A 19,269-nucleotide genomic window follows, 5' to 3' on the forward strand; every position below is an offset into this window, starting at 1 on the left:
CAGTTAACATTCAAGCGAATCCGCACTCGGGCGCACATTGGCAAATGCCCCTTACCCGACGAGGGGTGTTGTTTGGCAGACAGGGCATGTCAGACTCCGGACTGACGCCTCAATCTGACGGACAGGCACTTCATTCCGGCGGACAGGGGTACTCATCTGGCAGACAGAGCACCGAAAAGAGGGAGCAGGTGGCCGCACGACGGGGACCGACGTTTCTACGGGTCATGCTCGGAAAGGAACTACGAGCACTCCGTGAGCAGAACGATCTGACCGCTGAGAGCGTGTCGCTCGAACTGGGCTTCTCGCGGTCCAAGGTCAGTAGGGTCGAGAGCGGAGACATTCCCCTGCCCAAGCTGGCCGACCTCGAACGCCTGATGGACCGCTACGGCGTCAAAGACCCAGCGGACCGGGACGCACTGCTGTCCATGCAACGCGGTTCGCTGAGCAAGGAGCCGTACACGTCCTACCGCAACGCGCTGCCCTCCGGCATGCCGCTATATCTGGGACTGGAGCATGACGCGATCCGCATCCGCGGCTACCAGAACAACAGCGTGTTCGGACTCCTCCAAGACGAAAGCTACGCTCGTGCTCAGATGCAGTCGGCGAAGATCGTGGAAGAGCGCACCACCGACGCCGTGGAGCAAGCCATCCGCGTCAGGATGGAGCGGAAGAAGCGGCTGACCAGCGCAGACGGCCCCGAGATACACGTCATCCTGACCGAGAACAGCTTGACCACGGCCATCGGCTCGCCAGAGGTGATGCGAGTCCAGTACGCCGAGATCATCCGCCTCACCAAGCTGGAGAACGTTGAGGTGCAGATCATCCCCAGAGACCTGCTCACCTACCGATCGGACTGGAACTTCACGATGCTGGAGTTCGACGGCTTGGACCCCGTGGTCCAGAGCGACAGCTACAAGGCGACAACCATGTGGTCCAAGGAATCGGATGTAGGGCAGTACAAGCGGCAGTTCGACAACATGGCCAAGATCGCACCCGGCCCCCACGAGACGCCGCAATTCCTCAAAAACCTCGAAAAGAAACTATGGAAATGACCGTGAATCACACTTTGCGCCCTTCAACCAACCTGGCAACCGAAGAAGGGTGGTTCAAGTCGTCATACAGCTCCCAGGACGGCGGCAACTGCATCGAGATCGCACATCTGACGGGTCAGGTCGGCATCCGCGATTCCAAGGACAAGGCCGGCCCCGCGCTCGTTGTGCCGGCTGCGGCTTGGTCCTCTTTCATGGGCCTGGTGCGTTCCGGCGACGCTGACTTCGGCGTGGTCGAGGCGTAGCGCAGAAGCCAACCACTGTCCGACTCCGTCGGCATCTGAGTCAGCGCGCGAAGGCCCGTTTCCCCCCACGGCAGATGTGGGGGGAAACGGGCCGTTCTCGTACAGCCGTACCCATGGGTTAGGGGAGCGTACCCCGGGTGATCGGTGGGCTGGAAGGTGTTGCCCCGGCTGCTTCAGGGCGCTCGATGGGGCGGCCTTCCTCCCAGCACCGTTCCACCACTACCGTGATCCGTCTCATATCGCCGGAAGCGGGAGGGCCGTCGTGGGCCAGCGTGACAAGCCTGATGACAGCGGGAAGCAGGACAAGCTGCCGGGACAGCCGTGGACACCGCCGAAGGAGCCGCCGCAGACCGACGGTGGCGCGCCCAAGGGCGGCGGGAAGCACGGGAAGTGAGCGAGCAGGGGTGGCGGGAGCTGGTTGCGCAGCTCGCGGCGGATGGAGCACTGACTGCCAAGTGGGAACCTGCGTTCGGGGCTCTGCCCCGGACGGGGTTTCTGCCCGATCTGGTCTGGCAACACGACGTGGCGACCGGAGAAGTCGAAGCCGCGGACCGTGTTCGCGATCGGAAGCGGTGGCGCGAGGCAGCCGAGTCGGACCACCCTTTGGTGACGCAGTGGGACGACGGAGAACACCTTGGGGTGGGGCAAGGCGTGGTGGCGTCGTCGTCGGCGTCCGCGCCGTCCGTCGTTGCCGCGATGCTCCGTGACCTCGAAGTGCACCCGGGGCAGAGCGTCTTGGAGATCGGTACCGGCACGGGATGGAACGCCGGTCTCCTCGCCTCCCGCCTGGGTGCCGAGAACGTGACCACAGTCGAGGTCGACAAGGCCCTCGCCGAAGCCGCCCGAGCGGCCCTCGAACGTCAGGGGCTGAAGGCGGTCACGGTCGTCTGCGGCGACGGCTTCCAGGGGCACCCGGCCGGCGCGCCGTATGACAGGATCATCGCCACATGCGGGCTGCACACCTTCCCCCGTACGTGGCTGGAGCAGTGCCGCCCCGGGGGCGTGATCGTGGTGCCGTGGGGCACCCGTTTTACGCCGACGGAGGCCACGGTCGCGCTCACGGTCTCGGAGAACGGCCGGAGCGCCACCGGTAAATTCACGGAGCTGGTGCAGTTCATGAGCCTGCGGGCGCAGCGCCGTGGCATGCCCGGGTACACGGATTACGTGACCGCCGAGTCCCGGGAGAAGGCAGCGCGAGGCGTCACAGCGCTGACGCTGGAGGAGACGATTGCGGGCGAATGGGAGATCAGCCGGTTCGTCCTCGGGTTGCTCGTTGCCGACTGCACTGTCATCTTCGATGAGCCGCAGGACGGGCGACGGCCTGTGTGGCTGTGCAGCCTGGCCGATGACCGGTCCTGGGCATGTGTCCTGTTCCGCGAGGACGGGCAGGAGTCCACGCTCTACCAGTACGGCGACCGCCGGCTGTGGGACGAGGTCGAGGCCGCTTACGCCTGGTGGCGGGAGCAGGGCCGGCCCGGCCTCGGTCGTCTCGGCCTGACCGTCGATGATGCCGGGCAGCACCTGTGGGTGGAGAGCGGGCAACGCGTTCTTCCCGTCGCCTGGTGAGCCAGAGCAACGAGAGGCCGAACGGCGCGCGATCCTGGAGATGTGGCCCGTGTCCGGTGCCCCTGCGAGCCCGGCGACGCCCGAGGTAGGACAATCGTGTTCCCCGCAGACGGAAGGAGGGTCCGGCGACGTGTCCCAAGCCCACGCACCTCACGAAACCATCAGCCCCGTCCACATCCTCGCTCTGGTGCGCGGACTCGTGGAAGAGGCCGCAGATCCTCACGTGGATCGCTACCGGTACTTCAAGTCCCTGTTCGGCACCGAGCTTCACGAAGCAGCCGCCATCCACTGCGGCCTGGTGGAGCACACGGACGGGGGCCTGCGAGCCACAGCAGCCGGACTCGACCTGTACGAGCGGCATCTGCGTCACCTTCCCCACATGGCGGCCAACTACTGGCACGACCAACACCCACACGTGGCTGACGCCGTCACAGAGATCAACCGCACCTATGACCAGGCCACAACCGACACCCCCACCTCATGAACGACATCTCAAACACGACTTAGTTACTGGCCTGCCGGCATACGGCGGTGTGCAATTCACGGACGCCGGTGGTGTGGGGGTGCCGTTCTGCCAACTCGTAGACGATGCTGCGGATGGCGGGACGGTCTCGGACCTCTCCCGGGCTGGCGCGGTAGGCGGACAGCAGTGCGTGGGCGGTCTGCTCGGGCCGCTGCCACGCCCACCAGGCTCGCGCCATGTCGGTGCCCTGCCGGGCCTTGCGCTCGGCCGTCGGGAACTGCGCGGGGCGCAGGTTCTTCTCGGTCATGGCGGCCCGGGTCCTCGGCCAGGGGTACGCCTACCTGCTGACCGCGATGAACCATCGCGGCGAGTCGCTGGGGCTGGCGCCCAGCACACTCGTCGACATCGGCGTCCACACGATCATCCTCGACACCGTGGCGTACGCCGAGCTGTGCAACCGCTTCAACGGCGGGCACTTCCTGCACCACGTGCCCAAGGTCGAGATGAAGGACGACGGCTCGGTGCTCAAGACCGCCCACATCATCGCGGCAGACGGCTGGGAGGTCGATCTGCCGCTGTGGGCCGACGCCGCGGAGTGCGGCCCGTGCCACCCAGGCAACGACTCGCACTGACCGACCCGCCAGGTGCCCGGGGCCCTGCCGACTACCGGCCGGGCCCCGGGCACTCTGGGCGAGATCCGCGGAATCGGCCCGGCGCCGGGCCGCGCCCGCCAGGATGGGCGGGTGACGACCACCACCACAGATCTCTGGCATCACTACGGCCGCACCCGCGCCCAGCGCGACCGCGTGGTCCCCGAGACCTTCTACTGGATCTGGGGCCAGAACGGCGGCCCCGGCGCGGAAGTCCTCGGCGACCTGTCCGGGCGGGTCGTCGGCGACCTCGGTGCCGGAGCCGCCCGGCACGCCGCCCACCTCACCACCCACCACGAGCCCGCCCAGGTCGTCGCCGTCGACGCCTCGCCCGCGCAATGCGCCATGGCCACCGATCTCTACGGCCACCTCGCGCCGCGCCTGCGCATCGTGCCATCCGATGCCGTGCCGCACCTGCACGCGACAACCCGCACATACGACGTGCTCTACAGCGTCTTCGGCGCACTGGACTTCACCGACCCCCGCGGCCTGCTGCCGGCGGCAGCCACCGCGCTGCGCCCCGGCGGCCGGCTGGTGTTCTCCACCCTCGCCCACTACCTGAACGGCGCGCCCGCACAGCCTGACGTCGTACCCGCAGATGTCCCGGCGAAGGCACCGGACGGGGAGGCGACCACGATGCGCCGCTGGGTGCTCCAGGAGCAGGTCTGGACAAAGGCCCTGGACGAATCCGGGTTCACCCAGATCTGCGTCGATGTGCTGCCGTCGGCGGCCGAGGGGCCGCGCACTGCCGACACACTGCTGGTGAGCGCCATCCAGCCGACCTGAGCGCCATAGGTACCTACGCTGTCTCCCTCAGCGGGTTCTTCATGCTGGTGCAGGCTGCCCCGGCTGCGCCGGCCCCGAGTAACCCCGTCAGCCTTCGCCGGTGAGTCCTTCGGCCAGGTCTGCGGCGGCGTCGTAGGCGGGGGAGCCGTCGAGGGCGCCGCGGCGCCGGTTGTACCGGTCGGTGGTGCGCGCGTCGTGGTGATCGGCCCAGTGCTGGATCTTGTCGCGCCGGGCGCCGGGTCGGGCCAGCCGGTGGGTGATGGTGGAGTGCTTGAGGGAGTGCGGGCCGATCGTCTTCTGCGGCAGGCCCGCCCGTTTGGCGACGGAGCGGATCGCGCGCCACTGGGAGGGCTCGTCGAGCCGCCGGCCGGTGCTGGTGGTGAGGATGTAGCCAGCGGTGCGGTCGCCGATGAGGGTCGTGATCGCGTCGTAGACCAGCGGGGGGATGGCTTTCTTCACCCAGTAGCCGCCCTTGACCTCGACGTTCAGTACGTGGTGGCCGGCGTCGTAGCCCAGGTGCTCGATCTGTGCGCCGAGCGCGGCCTCGATGCGCAGGCACATTCCGTAGAGCATGAGCAGCAGGGTGTAGAGGCGGTATGCGGTGTGGCGCTTCAGAACGCGGCAAACGCCACCATGCGCGACAACGACACCGGATTCCGCTGCGTCACCACACCGTAAAGCGATGCCAGCGCGCTCCCGGCGAGCCGGGGCGCTCATCACCGTCCCTCTTGAACCTCAGGAACGACCAGGGCAACGAACCCGAAGTGATTGACGACTGACCAGATCGCATCGGTGCGGCGCCTGCGCCTTCATTCCCCCAACTCGTCCGGCGAGGTGAGGATTCTCCCCGCCCTTTCTGTGGTGGGTCGTGCTGGCGGTATTGCCCTCAAGACAGTGGCACGGGGGGTGGCTCTTCCGGTCCGTGGGGATACTGCTGGGCCGCATCGGGCATTCGACGTCGGGCACCGTACGGGCTCGTGAGTCTCCGTGTGTGGGGCGGCTCCGCGGTATTCGTCGCGTCTTCCCTGTGGTGTGGGTCGGATGTGCTACGGCGTGTGAGTTCGGCGCGCAGGCCGGCTTCACGGTGAGCGGCCCCGTGGGCCGTGCTCCGTGCTGCTGCCGCAGCAGTTCGGAATCCCTTGGCCAGCTGGTTGTCGTGGTTCTGGGCGCGGCGCAGAAGCCCCTTCTTGTCATGTTTGAGGGTCGCTGCTTCTGCCAGCACTTCGTCATGTTCTTCAGGGGGGCCGGCCGCTGCGGAGAGTTCGTGGAGTCGCGCGTGCAGCGCCTCCAGTTCGTGACCGGGTTCTTCGCGGTTGCGGTGTAGTTCGTCGCGTTCGGCTTCAGCCTGCGCCAGGGCATCACCGCGTAGGAGGGGGCGTCCGAATCGGCCGGTGGCCGTCAGTTGCCGTTCGAGCTGCTGAAGGCGTTCATCTGAACCGTGCTGCTCTTCGTTGTGCTGGTCGATGGCATAGGTGAGGCTCTGGACTTCACGGATCGCGTCGGCGCGTGTGATGAGGTCCTGGTGCTGACGGGTGAGTGCGAGGACGTTCGGCCCGGTGCCCGCTGCTGCCTGCTGTTCGGCACGATCCGCCTTGGCTTCGGCGGCTTCGGCGGCGCGTTGTGTGGCGCGGGTGGCGGTGGCCGCCTTGCGGATGGCATCGCGCAACGCACCGTTGTCGAGGTGATGGTAGGGCGTGGTTTCCGTCCGTGCGGGGCTGTTCGGTGTCGGCTCTGCGGAAGGGTAGGGCGCGGTACGTCGGCTGCGGGTCTCGGGCTCGGCGTCGGACTCCGCCATAGCGTCCTGCTGTGGTTCGTCGTGACCGAGGGCCCGTGGCGTGGGCAGGCCGGCCACGATCTCGCGGAGATGCGCGGGCACTGCTGTCTGCGGGAGCTCGGTAAGGATCATGCGCTCCTCGGTACCGGTTTCGATCTCCCGGATGAGGCCGGCTACGGCGCGGTCCAGCTGCTCTTGATCGGTGACGGGCGCGCCTGCGCGTGCTCGGTCGGTGTCAGTCTCGTAGACGGATAGTGGGAGGAAGAGGTGCGACTCCTGCTTGTCGCGGCTCATCATCGTGTAGAGCGCGTTGGCCTGTGCGCCGGGTCCGTAGACCAGGGCTTCCTGCACGCTCAGGCCCTGCGATTTGTGGCCGGTGATCGCGTATCCGAGGCTCAGCCCGCCCTGTGCGATGTAGTCGGCATCGATCCATTCGGCGACGTCTCGGTGGCCGTCGGCGGTCTTCTCTCGCCACTCCACCAAGACACGCCGTTCGTCATCGACGGCACGGACGATTCCGCGGTATCCGTTCAGTACGTCTTCGTGCTCACCTCGGGTTCGCTTGCCCCGGTAGTCGTTGGTCCGAAGGAGGACCTGGTCCCCGACGGACAGCATCAGTTCGCCACCACCGGGAAGGGCGTAGGCGTGTTCCGGGCCGGTGAGGTCGCCGTTGGACTTCCGCAGTGAGCGGGCCCCAACGTTCAGTTCCTCCACGACCTCGTTGGTGGCGGCCAGCATGAGGAGTTGCTGCACGGCGGTGTGGTCGTCGGTGTGTGCGGCGCGCTTGTCGGCCCAGACGGTGAGCATCGCGGCGAGGGTGGTGTCCTTGTCCGCGAGGGCGTGTACGCGGCCGGTTCCGGCGAAGGTGCGGAGTGCTTCTACGCGATTGTCGTCGCGCCACAGCTCCAGTGCCCGGCGCTCGATCGCGTCCGTCTGCCGGAAGTTCTGGCTGAGGGCGAGTCCACCGACGAGATGGTGGACAGCGGCGAAGCTGCCGCCGATGCCGGGCGAGTGCAGCTGCTTTGGATCCCCGATGCCGACGATCTTTGTGCCGGTCGTGGCGGCGTGGGTAAGGAGTTCGGCTACGTCGCGGTCATCGCACATAGCCGCCTCGTCCACGACAAGAACGTCCACACCGGTGAGTCCTCGTCCGCCCTTGCGGATGCCCGTGAGCCAGGAGGCGACGGTGCGGGAGGTGATCCCGGCTTCCGCCTTGAGGTTGGCGGCAGCGACGGCCGCAGTGCTCGCGCCCGCGATGACGAGTCCTTGGGCCTCCCATGCCTGCCGGGCGGCGTCCATGATGGTGGTCTTGCCCGCGCCTGCGACGCCGACAACGGCGTCAATGCCGTGTCCGGCGGTGAGGAGCCGTTCCAGTACGGCGCGCTGTTCGGTGGAGAACGCGAAGTCCCCGCCGTGCTGGGCTTCGACGGTGGACAGGGTCATCGCGATCGTGTCGGTGCTGACGACCGCCGTCTGTTCGCCAAGGCGGCGAGTGGTCTCGGAGACGATCAACGTTTCGGCGGCGACGATGTCCGCGGTCGTGTACCGGGTGGCGTGTGTGTAGTGCTGGGCGCCCTTGGGGTTCAGCTCGACCGCGTAACCGGCGTGCCGGAGTACCGACTTGGTGAGCCGCTCGGCTTCGGCGGCGGTGCCGACCCCGTACGGGAGCGCGTCGAGTACGGCCGCGATGGCGGCGGCGTGCGTGAACTCCTTGGCGTGGCTGGTGAGGCCGTTCTTCGGGTCGAAGACGATGCTGCACAGCTCGTTCAGGTCCGGGTTCGGCTCCTGGCCGTCGTGCTGGATGGCACCGGTGGTGATCGCTTCGGGGTCGTCACCGGCCGCTTGGCCTTCGGCCTGCCAGTACCCGCGCAGGACATCGTCCGCGACGCCTACGGCCTCGCCGTTCTTGGCCGACTTGGAGACGGCGGACGCGGCGGTGCGCTCGCGCAGGGTGGCGCTGTCGTAGTCGAGTCCCAGCTTGGTGAGCATCTGGCGGACCTGGCTGTCGCGCTTGCTGAACAGCTTGATGGTGGCCTCGGGGATCGCGGCGATCTCCCAGGCCCCAGTGCGCTCCTCGCGGCGGAAGCGGATGCCGTAGCGGTCGGCGAGTTCGCGGCGGACGCGGGCGTTCATCAGGGACTGCGTGGCGCGGGCGTGACGGTGCAGGTCACGGCCGCCTGCGGCCACGGTGGACCACTTGCCGTCGGTGGCCTTGACCATGTTGGCCAGCGTGAAGTGCAGGTGGAAGTGAGGGTCGCCGTATGGGGCGCCGCCGACGGGCCGGGCCGCGCGGTGGATCATCATCCACCCGGAGAACCCGCTCGTCTTGATGGTGTCGGCTTCCTCCCCGTCGCCGTGACGGCCGCGCATCGCGTACGCGGTCCAACCCTCCAGGGCCTGGATGGACTCGCGGCCAGCGGAGGTGAAGATGGCCTCGATCTCGGCAGCCATCTCGTCCGGCGCGTACGCAAGGAACACGGACTGCGATTTGGGAAGGTCCAAGGTGACGTCGGCGGCGCGGTTGCCGACTTCGACGCGTCCTTCCCGCATGGCGGCCTTGATCTCTTCGGCATCCCACACCTGCTCGGGGGAGAGTCCGGCGGCCTTGGCCATGGCGACAGCCTCGCGTACGGCCATGGGGAGATCGCGCAGACGTCGGCCGCCCTCGGCCTCGGTCTGTGCGTAGCGCCGTTTCATCGACTCTGCGGTGAACAGGTCGGCGGGCTGCTGCCCGGTCTGGCGGGCCTTGTCCTCGACCGCGTGCAGGAGCGCGCGGGCATCAAGCCGACCGCCGGACTCGGCGGTGAGCGCCTTCTCCAGGGCCTCTTCGCCGTACAGCTCGGCGGCTTCGACGCCGACGGCGTCGGCCAATTTGAGGAGGGTGGACGCGGGGACACGGTGGGCTTCGCCGAACCGGGTGAGCTGGCTCTCCATGCGGCGGAAAGCGTCCTTCTTGCGCTGCGAGTTGAGCAGCGCCTCCGGCTTCACGCCGCGCTCGGCGGCGCTTCGGCGGATGGCCCGGACGAGAGGGGCGGCGGGCAGTTTGGCCGTGGGCGCGATGGCGAGCTTCGGTTCCACGAGCGTCTTGCCGGTGTGCGGGTCCTCGCCGCGCGTGAGGCGGCGGGCGGCCGGGAACTGGGCGGGGTCGAGCACGCTGCCAGGGGTGATACCGAACTCGCTGAGGCCGTTGCCGATCCACATCAGGGGGCGCTCGCTGGCGTCCAAGTGGTAGTCCACCTGCCCGTCAGCGGCCGGGGCAGGAAGGACGTTCTCCCCGTACAGCTCGCGGGCCTCCAGCCCGGCCGCAGCGGCGACTTCGACGGCGTCAAACCCGGTGAACCTCGCGCTCTTGGCGTTCCGCAGCTGGGTGCGGGCCCGGAAGAACGCCTTCTTGGCCTCCGTGGAACCGAGGAGAGCGGCGACGCTGGTCCCGGCCTCCTCGGCCCTGGCCTCGATGGCGGCGACGAGCGGGGCCGCCTCGACGATGGTGGCCTTCCCGCAGCCGTGGCCTCCGGTCAGGCGGTACTCGACCTGCCCGTCGGACGGGCCGATCATCGTCACCCACCCCATTGGCCCGCCCACCCCCTCCGGTCAACCGCTCAAATCCGGTCGTCTTTGGATCATCGTATCGTCACGAAGTGACGATACCTTGGTCCTCCAATTTCAAGTTCGTGATCAGCGGGGGGAAATCTCGGATGCTCGGGGCGGCCTGATCGCTCCTGCGGATCAGGCTCCTGAAGTCTGATGTCCTGGTGGACTGTTACCTCTGAGAGAGGTGCATGTGCGGGGTGCTGTTCACGCTGCTGCGGTGTGACGATCCGATGGCTCTGCGGTACCTACGCGAGGCTGCGTCGTTGGTCCAGGCATGGAGCACACCCCACGTCCGGGGCACCCCCGCGGATTCGCGGAGTTGTCGGGTTCTTTCTGGATGGCTTGGGATTCCCCGGTGTACGGACCGACGCGGGAAGCTGGTTCGGGCGGGGACGTGGGACGCTGCCCTACGCCGCAAGCGGTCGGCCGGTGGGCGGAGCGGGCCCCCGACCGGCGGAGGACTTGCAGGCGGTGGTCCGTTGCCCCCGCTGTCGGGTCGAGCGGTCTTGGTTGGGCCCCGCCAACCTGCCAGTGCCTGGTGACATGGGAAGGTCCCCGCTCCGACTGCCCTGGAGCGGGGACCTTCCCATGTTCGCCGTGTGGCCTCTCTACCGGTGGCTACGTGTTCAGGGGCCATTCGCCGAACGGCACGGGTGCCTGGCCCTGGGCCTCGCGCACGGCTTCCTCCGTACCGCACGGGGTACAGATGAAGACCTCTCGATCAACGGTCAGCCGGGAACGCGCGGGCCGTTCCCCGAGCGGGCTGCCGCAGCGCGGACAGCGGGTGTCGGGCACGGGTCACTCCTCGGGGTGCTCGCGGGCGGACTTGAGGATCAGGTTCCAGGTGGGGCGGGAGTAGGTCTTCTCCGTCTGCTCCTGGAGCTGGGGGATCAGTTCCGCGTTCTTCGCGCTGGGGTTCGCCGCGATGGCCTGTCGCGCGAGGGTCAGCCGCTCGTCTCCTTGGTAGGGGTAGGCCAGTCCGCGGCGGCCCGTGGGCCGTCCGCCGGCGTGACCGCGGCCTTTCCGGTCTGCGAGGTACTGCCACAGGCGCCAGCGCTTCCACTTCGGGCGACGCCGGGTCGGAAGCTCGTCCCAGTCGTCCGGCGCCGGCCACCCCTCGGGCGGGTTCTTGACGTAGTGGGAAACGGTGGCGGAGTCAGCGAACCCGCAGACCTTCGCCGCTTCGGCCGGGCCAACCATCTCTTCGGGGTCGCCATCGAGCTTCGGCGGGTTGGTGGTGCTCGCGGCAGCGCGCTGCCGCTGAAGCTCGTGGTGCCACGTCGCCCATTCGTCGCCGTCCCAGTGCATGACGCCGCCGATGGTCTCCGCGATGGGCGGGTGCCCGTTGCTCTCCCGGTCGGTCCACAGGTTCTGAAGCGTGGGCTCGCTGATGCCGTGGACCTTGCGCAGGTCCGCTCGTGAGTAAAGCGTGCGGCCGGTCTTGCTGGGCACGGTCGTCTCCTGTTCTTGTTCGGGGTCGTGACCGCTCGGCAGGGTCACTGGATGTCGTCCGGTTCCGGGGCCGGCGCCCACGTACGGCTGCCGGCCGGTTCAAGCCGGGTGAGGGTGGCTATGTCGGCCGGGGGGACAGCAGCGGCCCAGTCGGCGCGGCCGGGGTGGTCGGCGGGGAGGTTGAGCACGAGGTGTCGGCCGGTCGGTGGAAAGTCTTCGACGATGACGAAGCTGTCGGCCTGATCAGCGCCGATGCTGTTACCCCTCTTGAGCTGGGCGATGTCGCCAGGCTGGGGACAGTCGGGGTGTCGGTCACATAGCATGGTGTGGTCTTTCTGGTGAGAGACACCGACGGCCAGCGCCTTGTTGCCCTTGTGCGCTGGCCGTCATCTGTTGTCTGGGGTGCGCGGCGTCCGTGGGGCGCACGGCCGGTCGGAGGTTGCCCTGCTCCGCTGACGGCGGGGTAATTAAACCACCTTTACCTTGGAGTGGGCGGGGCCCTGGTCCGGAGGACGGCGGTCATCAGAAGAGGGCCCCCTGATCTGTGGGGCGCTTGGCCCGGCTGCTCGGTGGCCGGTTGATCCGGAGTTCGTAGCGGGGGCGTCCCGCGTGCGGCGGAGCGTGAGCTTCGCGGTGGTACCGGCTCCAGGCCAGGACGGGGGCGCCCTGGTCGATCCAGCCCGCCGGGTACTGGGAGGTGAGCTGAGCCCAGCGGCTCCGGCTCTGCGGAACGGCCCATCTGTCCTCGACTCTGGTGATCGGCGGCAGCGTCCGCCAGCCGGGGAACGCGTGGTCGTGGGCGTCCTCCACTGCCTCGTTGTCGCCGTCGCCGTAACCGTCGCCGCGGTGGACGGGGCCTTCCCAGTCGCAGGTGAGGCAGCCGCCGCGGAACTCCCGCTCGTCCCCCCGGCGGCCGGTTGGCCGGCTGCGGGAGAGCAGGGTCGGGGCGTGGTGTGCGGGCGGGCGGGTCCAGTTCGTGGCCGAGGTCGCAGTACGCGCCGCCGGGGTGTCCGGGCTGAATGTGCCACGTCTGTCCCGCGCTCGCGGGAGGATGGCGGGTCCGTGCGTTGCGCAACCGCCAGTAGTACGTCTGCCGTGCTCGTGCTCCGGTCGGCTCGGTGACGGTCGCGGTCACGACTTCCCATCTCGGGCAGCGAGCACTTCGCGGAGGGGGTCAGCGAGTACGGCCTGTTCGGCGGGTGCGTCGAGAAACCGGCCGGCGTACGCGCAGCGCACTGCGCGGCGGGCGTCCTGGTGGCGGTCGAGTTCCGAGTAGTACAGCGATCGGTCGAGTACGTCATAGCCGTGCTGGGTGAGCACGTCGGCGATGAGCGATCGGATCTGTACGGGGTCGAGGGTGTGGAGGTCGGTCTCCACGGGGGCCGCGAGGAGTACGCGGATCAGCTCGGACGCGCTGAGCCTGGGGTGGAGGGGCACGCTGAGCCGGTGGACGCCATCCCGGCTGGGGGTGGCGGCTCCTCGGCGGCTCGGCGTCCTGGTGGTGCTGCGGTCTTCTGTCGTCTCGTCCATCGGGCTGGCCTTCGATGACTCGGGATGCTGGCGGGCGGCGGGGTTCAGAACAGGGCGTGTTCGGCGTGGGCGGCGGCGGTGCGAAACGCGTGGGCGGCGTCGGCGGCGGTACGTCCGGGCTCGGCACTCCACCGGTCGATGACCTCGCGGTGCAGGGCCTTGGCGGCGGCGGGGTCGTCGGCGTCGACGGGGTGACCGGTGAGGGTTTCCGCGAGGATGCCGAACGCCTGGTCGCGGGCGCGGTCGATGCGGTCCCAGTCGTACGTCCGGCCGGCGGCTCCCCGCCCGTGGCCGGCGGCGACTTCGAGGGCGCCGCGTGGCCAGCACGGCAGTGTGGCCGTACGGCCGGGACCGTCGAACAGGCGGGGGCCCTGGTAGATGCCGACGTGTTCGATGTGGCGGGCGGCCCATTCCAGGATCGCGGCGGGGGTGTCCGCGATGACGATGCTTTCGGGGGTGTGGCGGGTCGGCACGGTGCTGTCCTTCGGGAGAGCGGGGGCGGCGGCGCGCTGCCGCCGCCCCTCGGTCGGGCTGCTAGTGGTAGGCGGGGATCAGTCGGCGTACCTTGTCCTCTCCGATGCACCCGCCCTTGTGACGGCGCGCGCTCGGCGGCTCTCCGTTGCGCCCGCGCAAGTGCGACCAGAACTTCGGGCCTTCCCACGGGCACAATTCACAGCTGAGGTACCAGTGGTTATCGCTGCCGGGGAACCCGGTGAGGACTGCCCGCCAGTGGTGGGCCCGGAGTCCCGCGAACGCGGTCAGGGCGCCCTGGATGTTGCGGTCGTTGACCGGCATCCGGGGGTGCAGGAGAGGCACCGGCCCGCACAGCGGGGTGGGGGCCTCGGCGAGCACCTGGTCCAAGGGGATGGCGCCGATCAGACCGGCGGCGTACTGCTCCGCGAGATGGGCGGCGGCCATGTCGGTGCCCGGGGTGCCCTTCGGCGGGCGACGGAGGTTGTATTCGCCTGCGGTGGTGAGGACGAGCCAGTCTCGGTGCCACCGGTAGGCGCGGCCGATGACTTGGTCTTCGCCAACGGTCACGGGGTATCGGCACTGGATGTCGGGGGCGCCGACGCGGTACGTCGGGATGGTGGTGATGCCCTCGGTCGCGGGCACGATGAGCCTGGCCGCTTCGGTGTCGGGGACGGTGGCCGTCGCGGGTCGTTCGAGGAGTTGCGTGGTCATGGTGGGGCCCTGTTCTGGTGAGAGAGGGGCCCGCCCCCGGCGTGCTCGGCCGCCGGGGGGCGGGCGGGGCAGTCGTTACGCGGCGTCGGCCGGGGCCTGCGGGGCGGCGGTCCAGTCACGGCGCGGGGTGATGCCCAGGTCTTCAAGGACCGGGTCGAGGCTCCCGTTGTCCGGGACCCATTCCCAGTCGGCGCCTTCGGTGCCGGGCCGGTCGGTCCAGGTGAGCATGTAGGAGCGGCCGGAGGTGCGGGGGTCGCCGCACACGGTCTGTGCCTCGCGGCGGGTCATCGCCCACAGGGCGCGCTTGCGGGAGCGGCTGGAGTTTTTCGAGGCGATCAGCACCAGCGCCATGCCGTCCTGCCAGTTCACATCTGCGGCGGGGGCCACCACGGGGGTCGGTTTCTCCGCCGGTACAGGCTCCTCGATCGGCGTGGACTGCTCGGCCCGCTCCTGCTGTTCGGCGGCCTCGGGCTGGGTCGGCTGCTGCATCTCGGCGGCGCTCTTGCGCCCGGACACGTCGTCGTAGGGGGCGGTCCAGGTCCAGTCGTCGTGACGGTTGTCCGTGGCGCGGACGATGCGCCGACCGGTGCCGTTGTGGATGTGCGGGATCGTCACCGACTTCGGGTTGACGCGCAGGACCTCGTACCAGGTGCCGCGGTAGAGAACGAAGTCCCCGCGGGTGAAGTCGGCCTTCGACCAGACCTTGAAGCCCTTGGCCTCGGCGTCCTTGATGATCTGCTGCCAGTGCTCGATCTCTTCGGTCAGTTCCTCGTGCCGGATCGTCAGCTCGGGGTCGTCCGGGTTGCGGGAGTAGCCCTTGGCGGACTCGCCGCGCTGCCACTTCTCGACCGCGCGGAGGTCGGCCCGCAGCTTGTCGAGACGGCGGAGCGTGCGGCCGGGGTCCTTCTTGAACTGCTCGTAGTTCGCGGCGGCCTGCGCCCGGCCGGTCCAGTGCTCGGCGCGGTCGCGCTCACCAATGCTCTTGCGCATCGCGTTGTCCATCCGCGCGTGATCACGGCGGGCGCGGCCCTCGGAGTGGTGGCCGATGAGGATGGGCTGTCCGAAGGCGAACCGCTCGGATATCTCGTGGCTCTTCTTCCACGCGGCCTCGGAGTTCCGGGCGGCGGTGTCGGCGTACCCGCCGAACCGCTCGGCCCGGCCTTCGGCCTTCTCCTCCCGGTCCTGCTCGGCCTCGGAGAACGAACGGCGGTCGGCGTTGTCGATGGTCAGCGTGACGTCGAAGTCTGCGTCTCGAAGGCGCTGGGCGAGGAGTTCGAGCGAGGGGGTGTAGGTGGCGTGGTCGCGGCTGTGGGGGAGGTACCAGCAGTCAAGGTTCCTGCTCCATCGGAAGGGCTGGCGCTGGGTGCGGCCGTACTCGCGGAGCTTGAGGATTTCGGCTGATCCGTCGCCCCGGCTGGTGCCCTCGATCAGGGTTCCTTCTCGGCGGGTGTGGGTGATCTCGATAGTCATTGAACTGGTCTTTTCTGGTGAGAGTTTGTGGTCCGGCCTGGCCGGACCTTGCGTTGGCAGCGGTGCTGCGCCACGGGCGCGGGCCGTGAGGGACGATCGGCTCGCGGGCCGTCGCGCCCTGCGCGACGGCAGGGGCTGCCGCGCCCCCGCGGGGCGCGTCCTTCGCGGTCCGGTGCCCGTCGTCGGTCGGCGGAGCCGCCTGCGGCGGAGTCGGCCGGCGGCGGTGAACGCACCGGACCTGCTGCTGTCGCCCCGAAGGGGTGTCCGCTGGGGTGCTGGGGGCCTGCCGGTCCGGAGGTGTTGCCCTCCCCCGGACCGGCGGGGCCGTGGTCAGCTGCGGTGGAGCGTGTGCCGGGCGGCCGGGTCGGCGTCGGCCAGTCCGGTCCGCTCGCGCCATGCCTGGCGGACGGCGGCGCGGAACGCGTGTCCGTCGTCGTAGGCGAACCGGCCCTTACGCAGACCGCACACGATGTCGCGGAAAACGTCCTGGTGCATCGTGGTCAGCGAGTCGTCAAGCGGCGTCAGCTCGTGCGGGAACATCCCCTGGACGCTGTCGCCGGGCTCAGGGGCCCCGAGGGTGAAGAACCAGGCGACCACCATGGTGGCTCGGCCCGCGAACTCCGGTCCGCCGAAGGGACCGACGACGACAGCGGGGCGGGTGTCGAGCTGGTAGCCGTCGCGCCAGGGTCCGGCCAGAACGAGCGTCGCGGTGGGGAAGTCCTGGGCGGTGGGCTTCTGGTCGGTGGTGAGCATGTCGTGTCCTGTCTGGTGAGAGGTGCCGCCGGGGCCGGTCGGCCCCGGCGGGGGTGTCGGTCGGGGGGTTGCCCTCCCCCTCCCGACACCACTAATTAAACCATGTTCTTGGGTGAGGGTCAACCGCCGGGACGAGTTCGCGGCGGTTCTCGGCGGCCGTGGTGATGGCGTGGGCGATGGCGCGGCCGGTCTCGATGACCCGGACGGCAGACTCGTGAACCGGGGGCTTCTTACCCTGGGTGATGATGCCCGCGAGCGGGGGCATGACGGCGGGACCCGGAGTGATCCCGAGGATCAGCGCGGCGACATGGGCGGCGGACGCCACTTCCGCTTCACGCTGCCCGCGAACGGGGGCGTCCATCTCGCTGATGCGCTGAAAAGCTGCGTTGTACAGGTGGAGGCGGACGGCGTGGCCACACCCTCCAGGCACCTCGTCGGCCCCGGCGATGACGGCCCAGACGGCTTCGGCGGTGAGCCGGGCGGCGGCGGGCGGCTCGTACGGATCTCCGTCGGTCTGGCCGATGTCGAACACCGGCCCCGCCTTGTAGCCGGACACCCGGCGCTCCCCGCCCTCGGCGGCGTCGCTGGCGGCCTCTCGCTGCCCGCCGTCGGCGGCTGCGGCTGCGGCGTCCTGGGCGTCTCCCGACCGTTGCTTGATCGGCGTCCATATGCGGATGGAGGTGGAGCCCTTGGCCGGGAATCGCCCGACCTTCCGCCAGTCTCCGGAGCTAAGCACGCGGGTGGCGTGGGGGCGCTGGGCGGCGATGGCGATGGAGTTGACGGGACCACGGTCGGTCAGGGTTGCGGCCGCGCGCATGACGGTGGTCCAGAATTCCTCGCTGGCGACCATCGCGCCGTAAGCGCGGTCCATGACGGCTTCGAGTTCACCGCGCATCTTGGCGGTGTAGGCGCGGCGCTCTTCGTCGGTCATCTTCGGCTTGCGGGGCATGTCTCGGTCCTCCTGGTGAGAAATCGGCGTCCGGGGCCGATTGGCCCCGCAGTGTCGGGTGGGGGCCCCTCCCCCTTCCGGCACAGGGACTTTCCGTCAGGGCGGCGCGCTCCAAGAGCGCGCCGCCGTGAAGCGTGGGGTTTAGAGGGCGTATCCGTCGACGTATTCGCCGCGTTCAGCCTCGGGGGTCTGGACGTGGGGGAGGAATCGGCTCACCGCGAATACGACGGCGTCGGCGATGATCCGGGGTGCATCATTGAGTACGAGGCTGACCGTGTCACCGTCGAGTCCGATTCGAACCTCTCCCGGTTCAAGGTTCATGTAGACGAAGGCAGTTGTCCCGTCGACTCGGGTTCGGGATCCGGGGAGTCGGGCGGAGAGATCACGGGCGGCTTCTTCGACATCTCGCCTCGTCTCGGCCTGTTCGCGGTTGTGCTCCTTCACCCGCCGGTGAACGTCACGGTGCACGGGGATGAGGTCGGCGGCGATCCGGGCCGCGATGTCCGCCGGGTCCTCGCTCATGGCGACTCGGACGCTGTCGCGCTCACCCCTGCGAAAGGGGTAGTCGGTGGCGGGGAATGCGCCTCGGATGTGCAGGTGGCCGGGGTCGTCGAACCGCTCGGAAAGGTGGAGCTGTCGGCCGTCGAGGTGAGTGAAGGTGGCGGCGTGGTCCAGCCCCTGGACGCCGTGGTACGCCTGCTGAGGTCGCCAGTTCCCGCCGAGTTCGACGGCGATCGGGTGGGCCAGCTCTGCGACGGTGGGGCGCTGTTCCATCTCTGTCTCCTGGTGAGAGAGGTTGTCGGCGGCCGGTCGGCCTGCCGTGTGCCGGTCGAGGGTTGCCCTCCCCTTCCGACATCACTAATTAAACCACGTTCTCAGGCTCGGGTCAACCCGGCTGCAATCTCTGAGCTACTCGTTTCTCACCCCCACCGGCCTGCACCCGCCCGGCCGGGCCCGGCTACAACGAGCTTGGGCGGGGTTCCCTCCTCGGTCGGACAGCTCCGCCGTACCAGGGTTCCGGGCGCGGTGTCCTGGCTCGCGTAGCGACCGCATAGCGGCTTGGCCTGGACGCCGTGTTCGGGTTCCTGGTACGCCCCTTGGGGTGTCCGGCCGAGGAGGGAACCCCGCCTTCGCCACCTTCACCACGACGGCGCGGCACCCGACCGACCGGCACCCGCCCCCTCCGAGTAGGACCCGCCGGAGGCATCAAGGTCTTGACCGCCGGCACCCTCGCATCACCACAAGGCGGGCTGCACGATGGGGCGCCAGCTTGCCCGCCGGCTCATCGGGGCCGGTGCTGTCACGACAGGAGTGGCCACCGAGCGGGGGGCTTCCGCGTCGGGGCCGTAGCCGCCCTCGCCCTCTCACCGGTCAGTCGCATCGTGCTCGGCGTGCGCCTCCTGCTCGACGAGCGTCACCAGCCGCCGGTACAGCCGCTGTGCGCTGGAGTCCAGGGGCGGCAGACGGCGGGCGGCGCCTTCTTGTCGTCGCTGCGTTTGTGCCGTTTGGCGACACGGGCGAACCGCGCCTCGTAGGCGGCTCCCGGCCGGGCAGTTGGCTCCTCGGGGCAAGCGCCACTTTCGTTCTCGGTCATGACCTGGGTCCTCGCGGTTGAAATTTCGGTGGTGGCAGTCGGGCGATTCAGCGGCGCTCCGGCGCAGGGCTGCCGCCAGGGGTCGCGCGAAGCGCGACGGGCTGTGCGCCGTGCCCGGAGGGCACGTCCTTCGGTCCGGCGTCCGGACGGGACGGGAGGGCCGCCCGCGGCCCGGACGTTCCGGCCGGCTGCGAGCCGGGCCAGGCTGAGCC

The 19,269-nt window shown here is 69.2% G+C and carries 21 protein-coding genes and 2 pseudogenes; 7 read left to right on the forward strand and 16 right to left on the reverse strand.

Annotated elements, in window-relative coordinates; all coding sequences use genetic code 11:
• The first annotated feature begins 224 nt into the window (after nucleotides 1-224).
• The 5 genes from ACLJWH_RS20165 (at nucleotide 225) to ACLJWH_RS20185 (ending at nucleotide 3,344) form a co-directional block, all read left to right on the forward strand.
• Nucleotides 225-1,052: a helix-turn-helix domain-containing protein gene (locus tag ACLJWH_RS20165; RefSeq protein WP_411143270.1), complete on the forward strand. Its 828-nt coding sequence runs from the start codon at nucleotides 225-227 to the stop codon at nucleotides 1,050-1,052.
• Nucleotides 1,049-1,294: a DUF397 domain-containing protein gene (locus ACLJWH_RS20170; protein ID WP_411143114.1), complete on the forward strand. Its 246-nt coding sequence runs from the start codon at nucleotides 1,049-1,051 to the stop codon at nucleotides 1,292-1,294. The genes ACLJWH_RS20165 and ACLJWH_RS20170 overlap by 4 nt, the downstream gene beginning before the upstream one ends.
• Nucleotides 1,295-1,556: 262 nt before the next feature.
• Nucleotides 1,557-1,688 (forward strand): hypothetical protein, encoded by a 132-nt coding sequence (locus ACLJWH_RS20175; protein ID WP_411143115.1) that lies wholly within the window; start codon nucleotides 1,557-1,559, stop codon nucleotides 1,686-1,688.
• 212 nt (nucleotides 1,689-1,900) lie between these two features.
• Entirely contained in the window at nucleotides 1,901-2,860 is a 960-nt protein-coding gene (locus ACLJWH_RS20180; protein WP_411143116.1) for a methyltransferase domain-containing protein, read from the forward strand.
• A gap of 130 nt (nucleotides 2,861-2,990) precedes the next feature.
• Nucleotides 2,991-3,344, forward strand: coding sequence for a hypothetical protein (locus ACLJWH_RS20185; RefSeq protein WP_411143118.1), 354 nt, complete (start codon nucleotides 2,991-2,993; stop codon nucleotides 3,342-3,344).
• A 19-nt stretch (nucleotides 3,345-3,363) separates the two neighbouring features.
• Here the strand turns inward: ACLJWH_RS20185 and ACLJWH_RS20190 are convergent.
• Nucleotides 3,364-3,621: pseudogene (locus ACLJWH_RS20190) on the reverse strand (transcriptional regulator); the annotation flags it as partial.
• A gap of 7 nt (nucleotides 3,622-3,628) precedes the next feature.
• Between ACLJWH_RS20190 and ACLJWH_RS20195 the strand changes: the two are divergent.
• Complete coding sequence (locus ACLJWH_RS20195) at nucleotides 3,629-3,955, forward strand: hypothetical protein (protein ID WP_411143119.1); 327 nt, start codon at nucleotides 3,629-3,631, stop codon at nucleotides 3,953-3,955.
• Nucleotides 3,956-4,066: 111 nt separating this feature from the next.
• Complete coding sequence (locus ACLJWH_RS20200) at nucleotides 4,067-4,759, forward strand: class I SAM-dependent methyltransferase (RefSeq protein WP_411143120.1); 693 nt, start codon at nucleotides 4,067-4,069, stop codon at nucleotides 4,757-4,759.
• An 87-nt stretch (nucleotides 4,760-4,846) separates the two neighbouring features.
• Here the strand turns inward: ACLJWH_RS20200 and ACLJWH_RS20205 are convergent, their stop codons facing one another.
• From ACLJWH_RS20205 to ACLJWH_RS20275, 15 genes and pseudogenes are all read right to left on the reverse strand, one after another.
• Nucleotides 4,847-5,476 (reverse strand): tyrosine-type recombinase/integrase, encoded by a 630-nt coding sequence (locus ACLJWH_RS20205; protein WP_411143121.1) that lies wholly within the window; start codon nucleotides 5,474-5,476, stop codon nucleotides 4,847-4,849.
• A 169-nt stretch (nucleotides 5,477-5,645) separates the two neighbouring features.
• Nucleotides 5,646-10,088, reverse strand: a complete 4,443-nt coding sequence (mobF, locus tag ACLJWH_RS20210) for a MobF family relaxase (protein ID WP_411143271.1) — start codon at nucleotides 10,086-10,088, stop codon at nucleotides 5,646-5,648.
• 654 nt (nucleotides 10,089-10,742) lie between these two features.
• Nucleotides 10,743-10,919, reverse strand: coding sequence for a hypothetical protein (locus ACLJWH_RS20215; RefSeq protein WP_411143122.1), 177 nt, complete (start codon nucleotides 10,917-10,919; stop codon nucleotides 10,743-10,745).
• A 3-nt stretch (nucleotides 10,920-10,922) separates the two neighbouring features.
• On the reverse strand, nucleotides 10,923-11,576 hold the full coding sequence (locus tag ACLJWH_RS20220) for a hypothetical protein (protein ID WP_411143123.1): 654 nt from the start codon (nucleotides 11,574-11,576) through the stop codon (nucleotides 10,923-10,925).
• Nucleotides 11,577-11,620: 44 nt separating this feature from the next.
• The gene (locus tag ACLJWH_RS20225) at nucleotides 11,621-11,899 is read right to left on the reverse strand and encodes a DUF6211 family protein (RefSeq protein ID WP_411143124.1); all 279 of its coding nucleotides are present in this window, start codon (nucleotides 11,897-11,899) and stop codon (nucleotides 11,621-11,623) included.
• A gap of 199 nt (nucleotides 11,900-12,098) precedes the next feature.
• Complete coding sequence (locus ACLJWH_RS20230) at nucleotides 12,099-12,515, reverse strand: DUF6349 family protein (protein ID WP_411143272.1); 417 nt, start codon at nucleotides 12,513-12,515, stop codon at nucleotides 12,099-12,101.
• Between the two features lie 28 nt (nucleotides 12,516-12,543).
• Nucleotides 12,544-12,711 (reverse strand): annotated as a pseudogene (locus ACLJWH_RS20235) (DUF6349 family protein); the annotation flags it as partial.
• Nucleotides 12,708-13,106, reverse strand: a complete 399-nt coding sequence (locus ACLJWH_RS20240) for a DUF6181 family protein (RefSeq protein WP_411143125.1) — start codon at nucleotides 13,104-13,106, stop codon at nucleotides 12,708-12,710. The pseudogene ACLJWH_RS20235 and the gene ACLJWH_RS20240, both read right to left, overlap by 4 nt.
• 44 nt (nucleotides 13,107-13,150) lie before the next feature.
• Nucleotides 13,151-13,579, reverse strand: coding sequence for a DUF6197 family protein (locus ACLJWH_RS20245; RefSeq protein WP_411143126.1), 429 nt, complete (start codon nucleotides 13,577-13,579; stop codon nucleotides 13,151-13,153).
• A gap of 61 nt (nucleotides 13,580-13,640) precedes the next feature.
• Nucleotides 13,641-14,291, reverse strand: coding sequence for a hypothetical protein (locus ACLJWH_RS20250; RefSeq protein WP_411143127.1), 651 nt, complete (start codon nucleotides 14,289-14,291; stop codon nucleotides 13,641-13,643).
• A 75-nt stretch (nucleotides 14,292-14,366) separates the two neighbouring features.
• Nucleotides 14,367-15,761: a DUF3560 domain-containing protein gene (locus ACLJWH_RS20255; protein ID WP_411143128.1), complete on the reverse strand. Its 1,395-nt coding sequence runs from the start codon at nucleotides 15,759-15,761 to the stop codon at nucleotides 14,367-14,369.
• 330 nt (nucleotides 15,762-16,091) lie between these two features.
• Nucleotides 16,092-16,514 (reverse strand): DUF6409 family protein, encoded by a 423-nt coding sequence (locus ACLJWH_RS20260; RefSeq protein WP_411143129.1) that lies wholly within the window; start codon nucleotides 16,512-16,514, stop codon nucleotides 16,092-16,094.
• Nucleotides 16,515-16,605: 91 nt separating this feature from the next.
• Entirely contained in the window at nucleotides 16,606-17,463 is an 858-nt protein-coding gene (locus ACLJWH_RS20265; RefSeq protein ID WP_411143130.1) for a hypothetical protein, read from the reverse strand.
• Between the two features lie 141 nt (nucleotides 17,464-17,604).
• Complete coding sequence (locus ACLJWH_RS20270) at nucleotides 17,605-18,237, reverse strand: hypothetical protein (RefSeq protein WP_411143131.1); 633 nt, start codon at nucleotides 18,235-18,237, stop codon at nucleotides 17,605-17,607.
• 640 nt (nucleotides 18,238-18,877) lie between these two features.
• The gene (locus ACLJWH_RS20275; RefSeq protein WP_411143132.1) at nucleotides 18,878-19,057 is read right to left on the reverse strand and encodes a hypothetical protein; all 180 of its coding nucleotides are present in this window, start codon (nucleotides 19,055-19,057) and stop codon (nucleotides 18,878-18,880) included.
• Nucleotides 19,058-19,269 lie beyond the last annotated feature (212 nt).

The organism is Streptomyces sp. x-80 (assembly GCF_046549095.1).
Taxonomy (GTDB): Bacteria; Actinomycetota; Actinomycetes; order Streptomycetales; family Streptomycetaceae; genus Streptomyces; species Streptomyces celluloflavus.

Coding starts and splice junctions, on each gene's coding strand:
- ACLJWH_RS20195 (WP_411143119.1), top strand. CDS start 3,629: ATGGCGGCCCGGGTCCTCGGCCAGGGGTACGCCTACCTGCTGACCGCG.
- ACLJWH_RS20275 (WP_411143132.1), bottom strand. CDS start 19,057: ATGACCGAGAACGAAAGTGGCGCTTGCCCCGAGGAGCCAACTGCCCGG.
- ACLJWH_RS20260 (WP_411143129.1), bottom strand. CDS start 16,514: ATGCTCACCACCGACCAGAAGCCCACCGCCCAGGACTTCCCCACCGCG.
- ACLJWH_RS20265 (WP_411143130.1), bottom strand. CDS start 17,463: ATGCCCCGCAAGCCGAAGATGACCGACGAAGAGCGCCGCGCCTACACC.
- ACLJWH_RS20250 (WP_411143127.1), bottom strand. CDS start 14,291: ATGACCACGCAACTCCTCGAACGACCCGCGACGGCCACCGTCCCCGAC.
- ACLJWH_RS20205 (WP_411143121.1), bottom strand. CDS start 5,476: ATGAGCGCCCCGGCTCGCCGGGAGCGCGCTGGCATCGCTTTACGGTGT.
- ACLJWH_RS20225 (WP_411143124.1), bottom strand. CDS start 11,899: ATGCTATGTGACCGACACCCCGACTGTCCCCAGCCTGGCGACATCGCC.
- ACLJWH_RS20270 (WP_411143131.1), bottom strand. CDS start 18,237: ATGGAACAGCGCCCCACCGTCGCAGAGCTGGCCCACCCGATCGCCGTC.
- mobF (WP_411143271.1), bottom strand. CDS start 10,088: ATGATCGGCCCGTCCGACGGGCAGGTCGAGTACCGCCTGACCGGAGGC.
- ACLJWH_RS20240 (WP_411143125.1), bottom strand. CDS start 13,106: ATGGACGAGACGACAGAAGACCGCAGCACCACCAGGACGCCGAGCCGC.
- ACLJWH_RS20255 (WP_411143128.1), bottom strand. CDS start 15,761: ATGACTATCGAGATCACCCACACCCGCCGAGAAGGAACCCTGATCGAG.
- ACLJWH_RS20170 (WP_411143114.1), top strand. CDS start 1,049: ATGACCGTGAATCACACTTTGCGCCCTTCAACCAACCTGGCAACCGAA.
- ACLJWH_RS20165 (WP_411143270.1), top strand. CDS start 225: ATGCTCGGAAAGGAACTACGAGCACTCCGTGAGCAGAACGATCTGACC.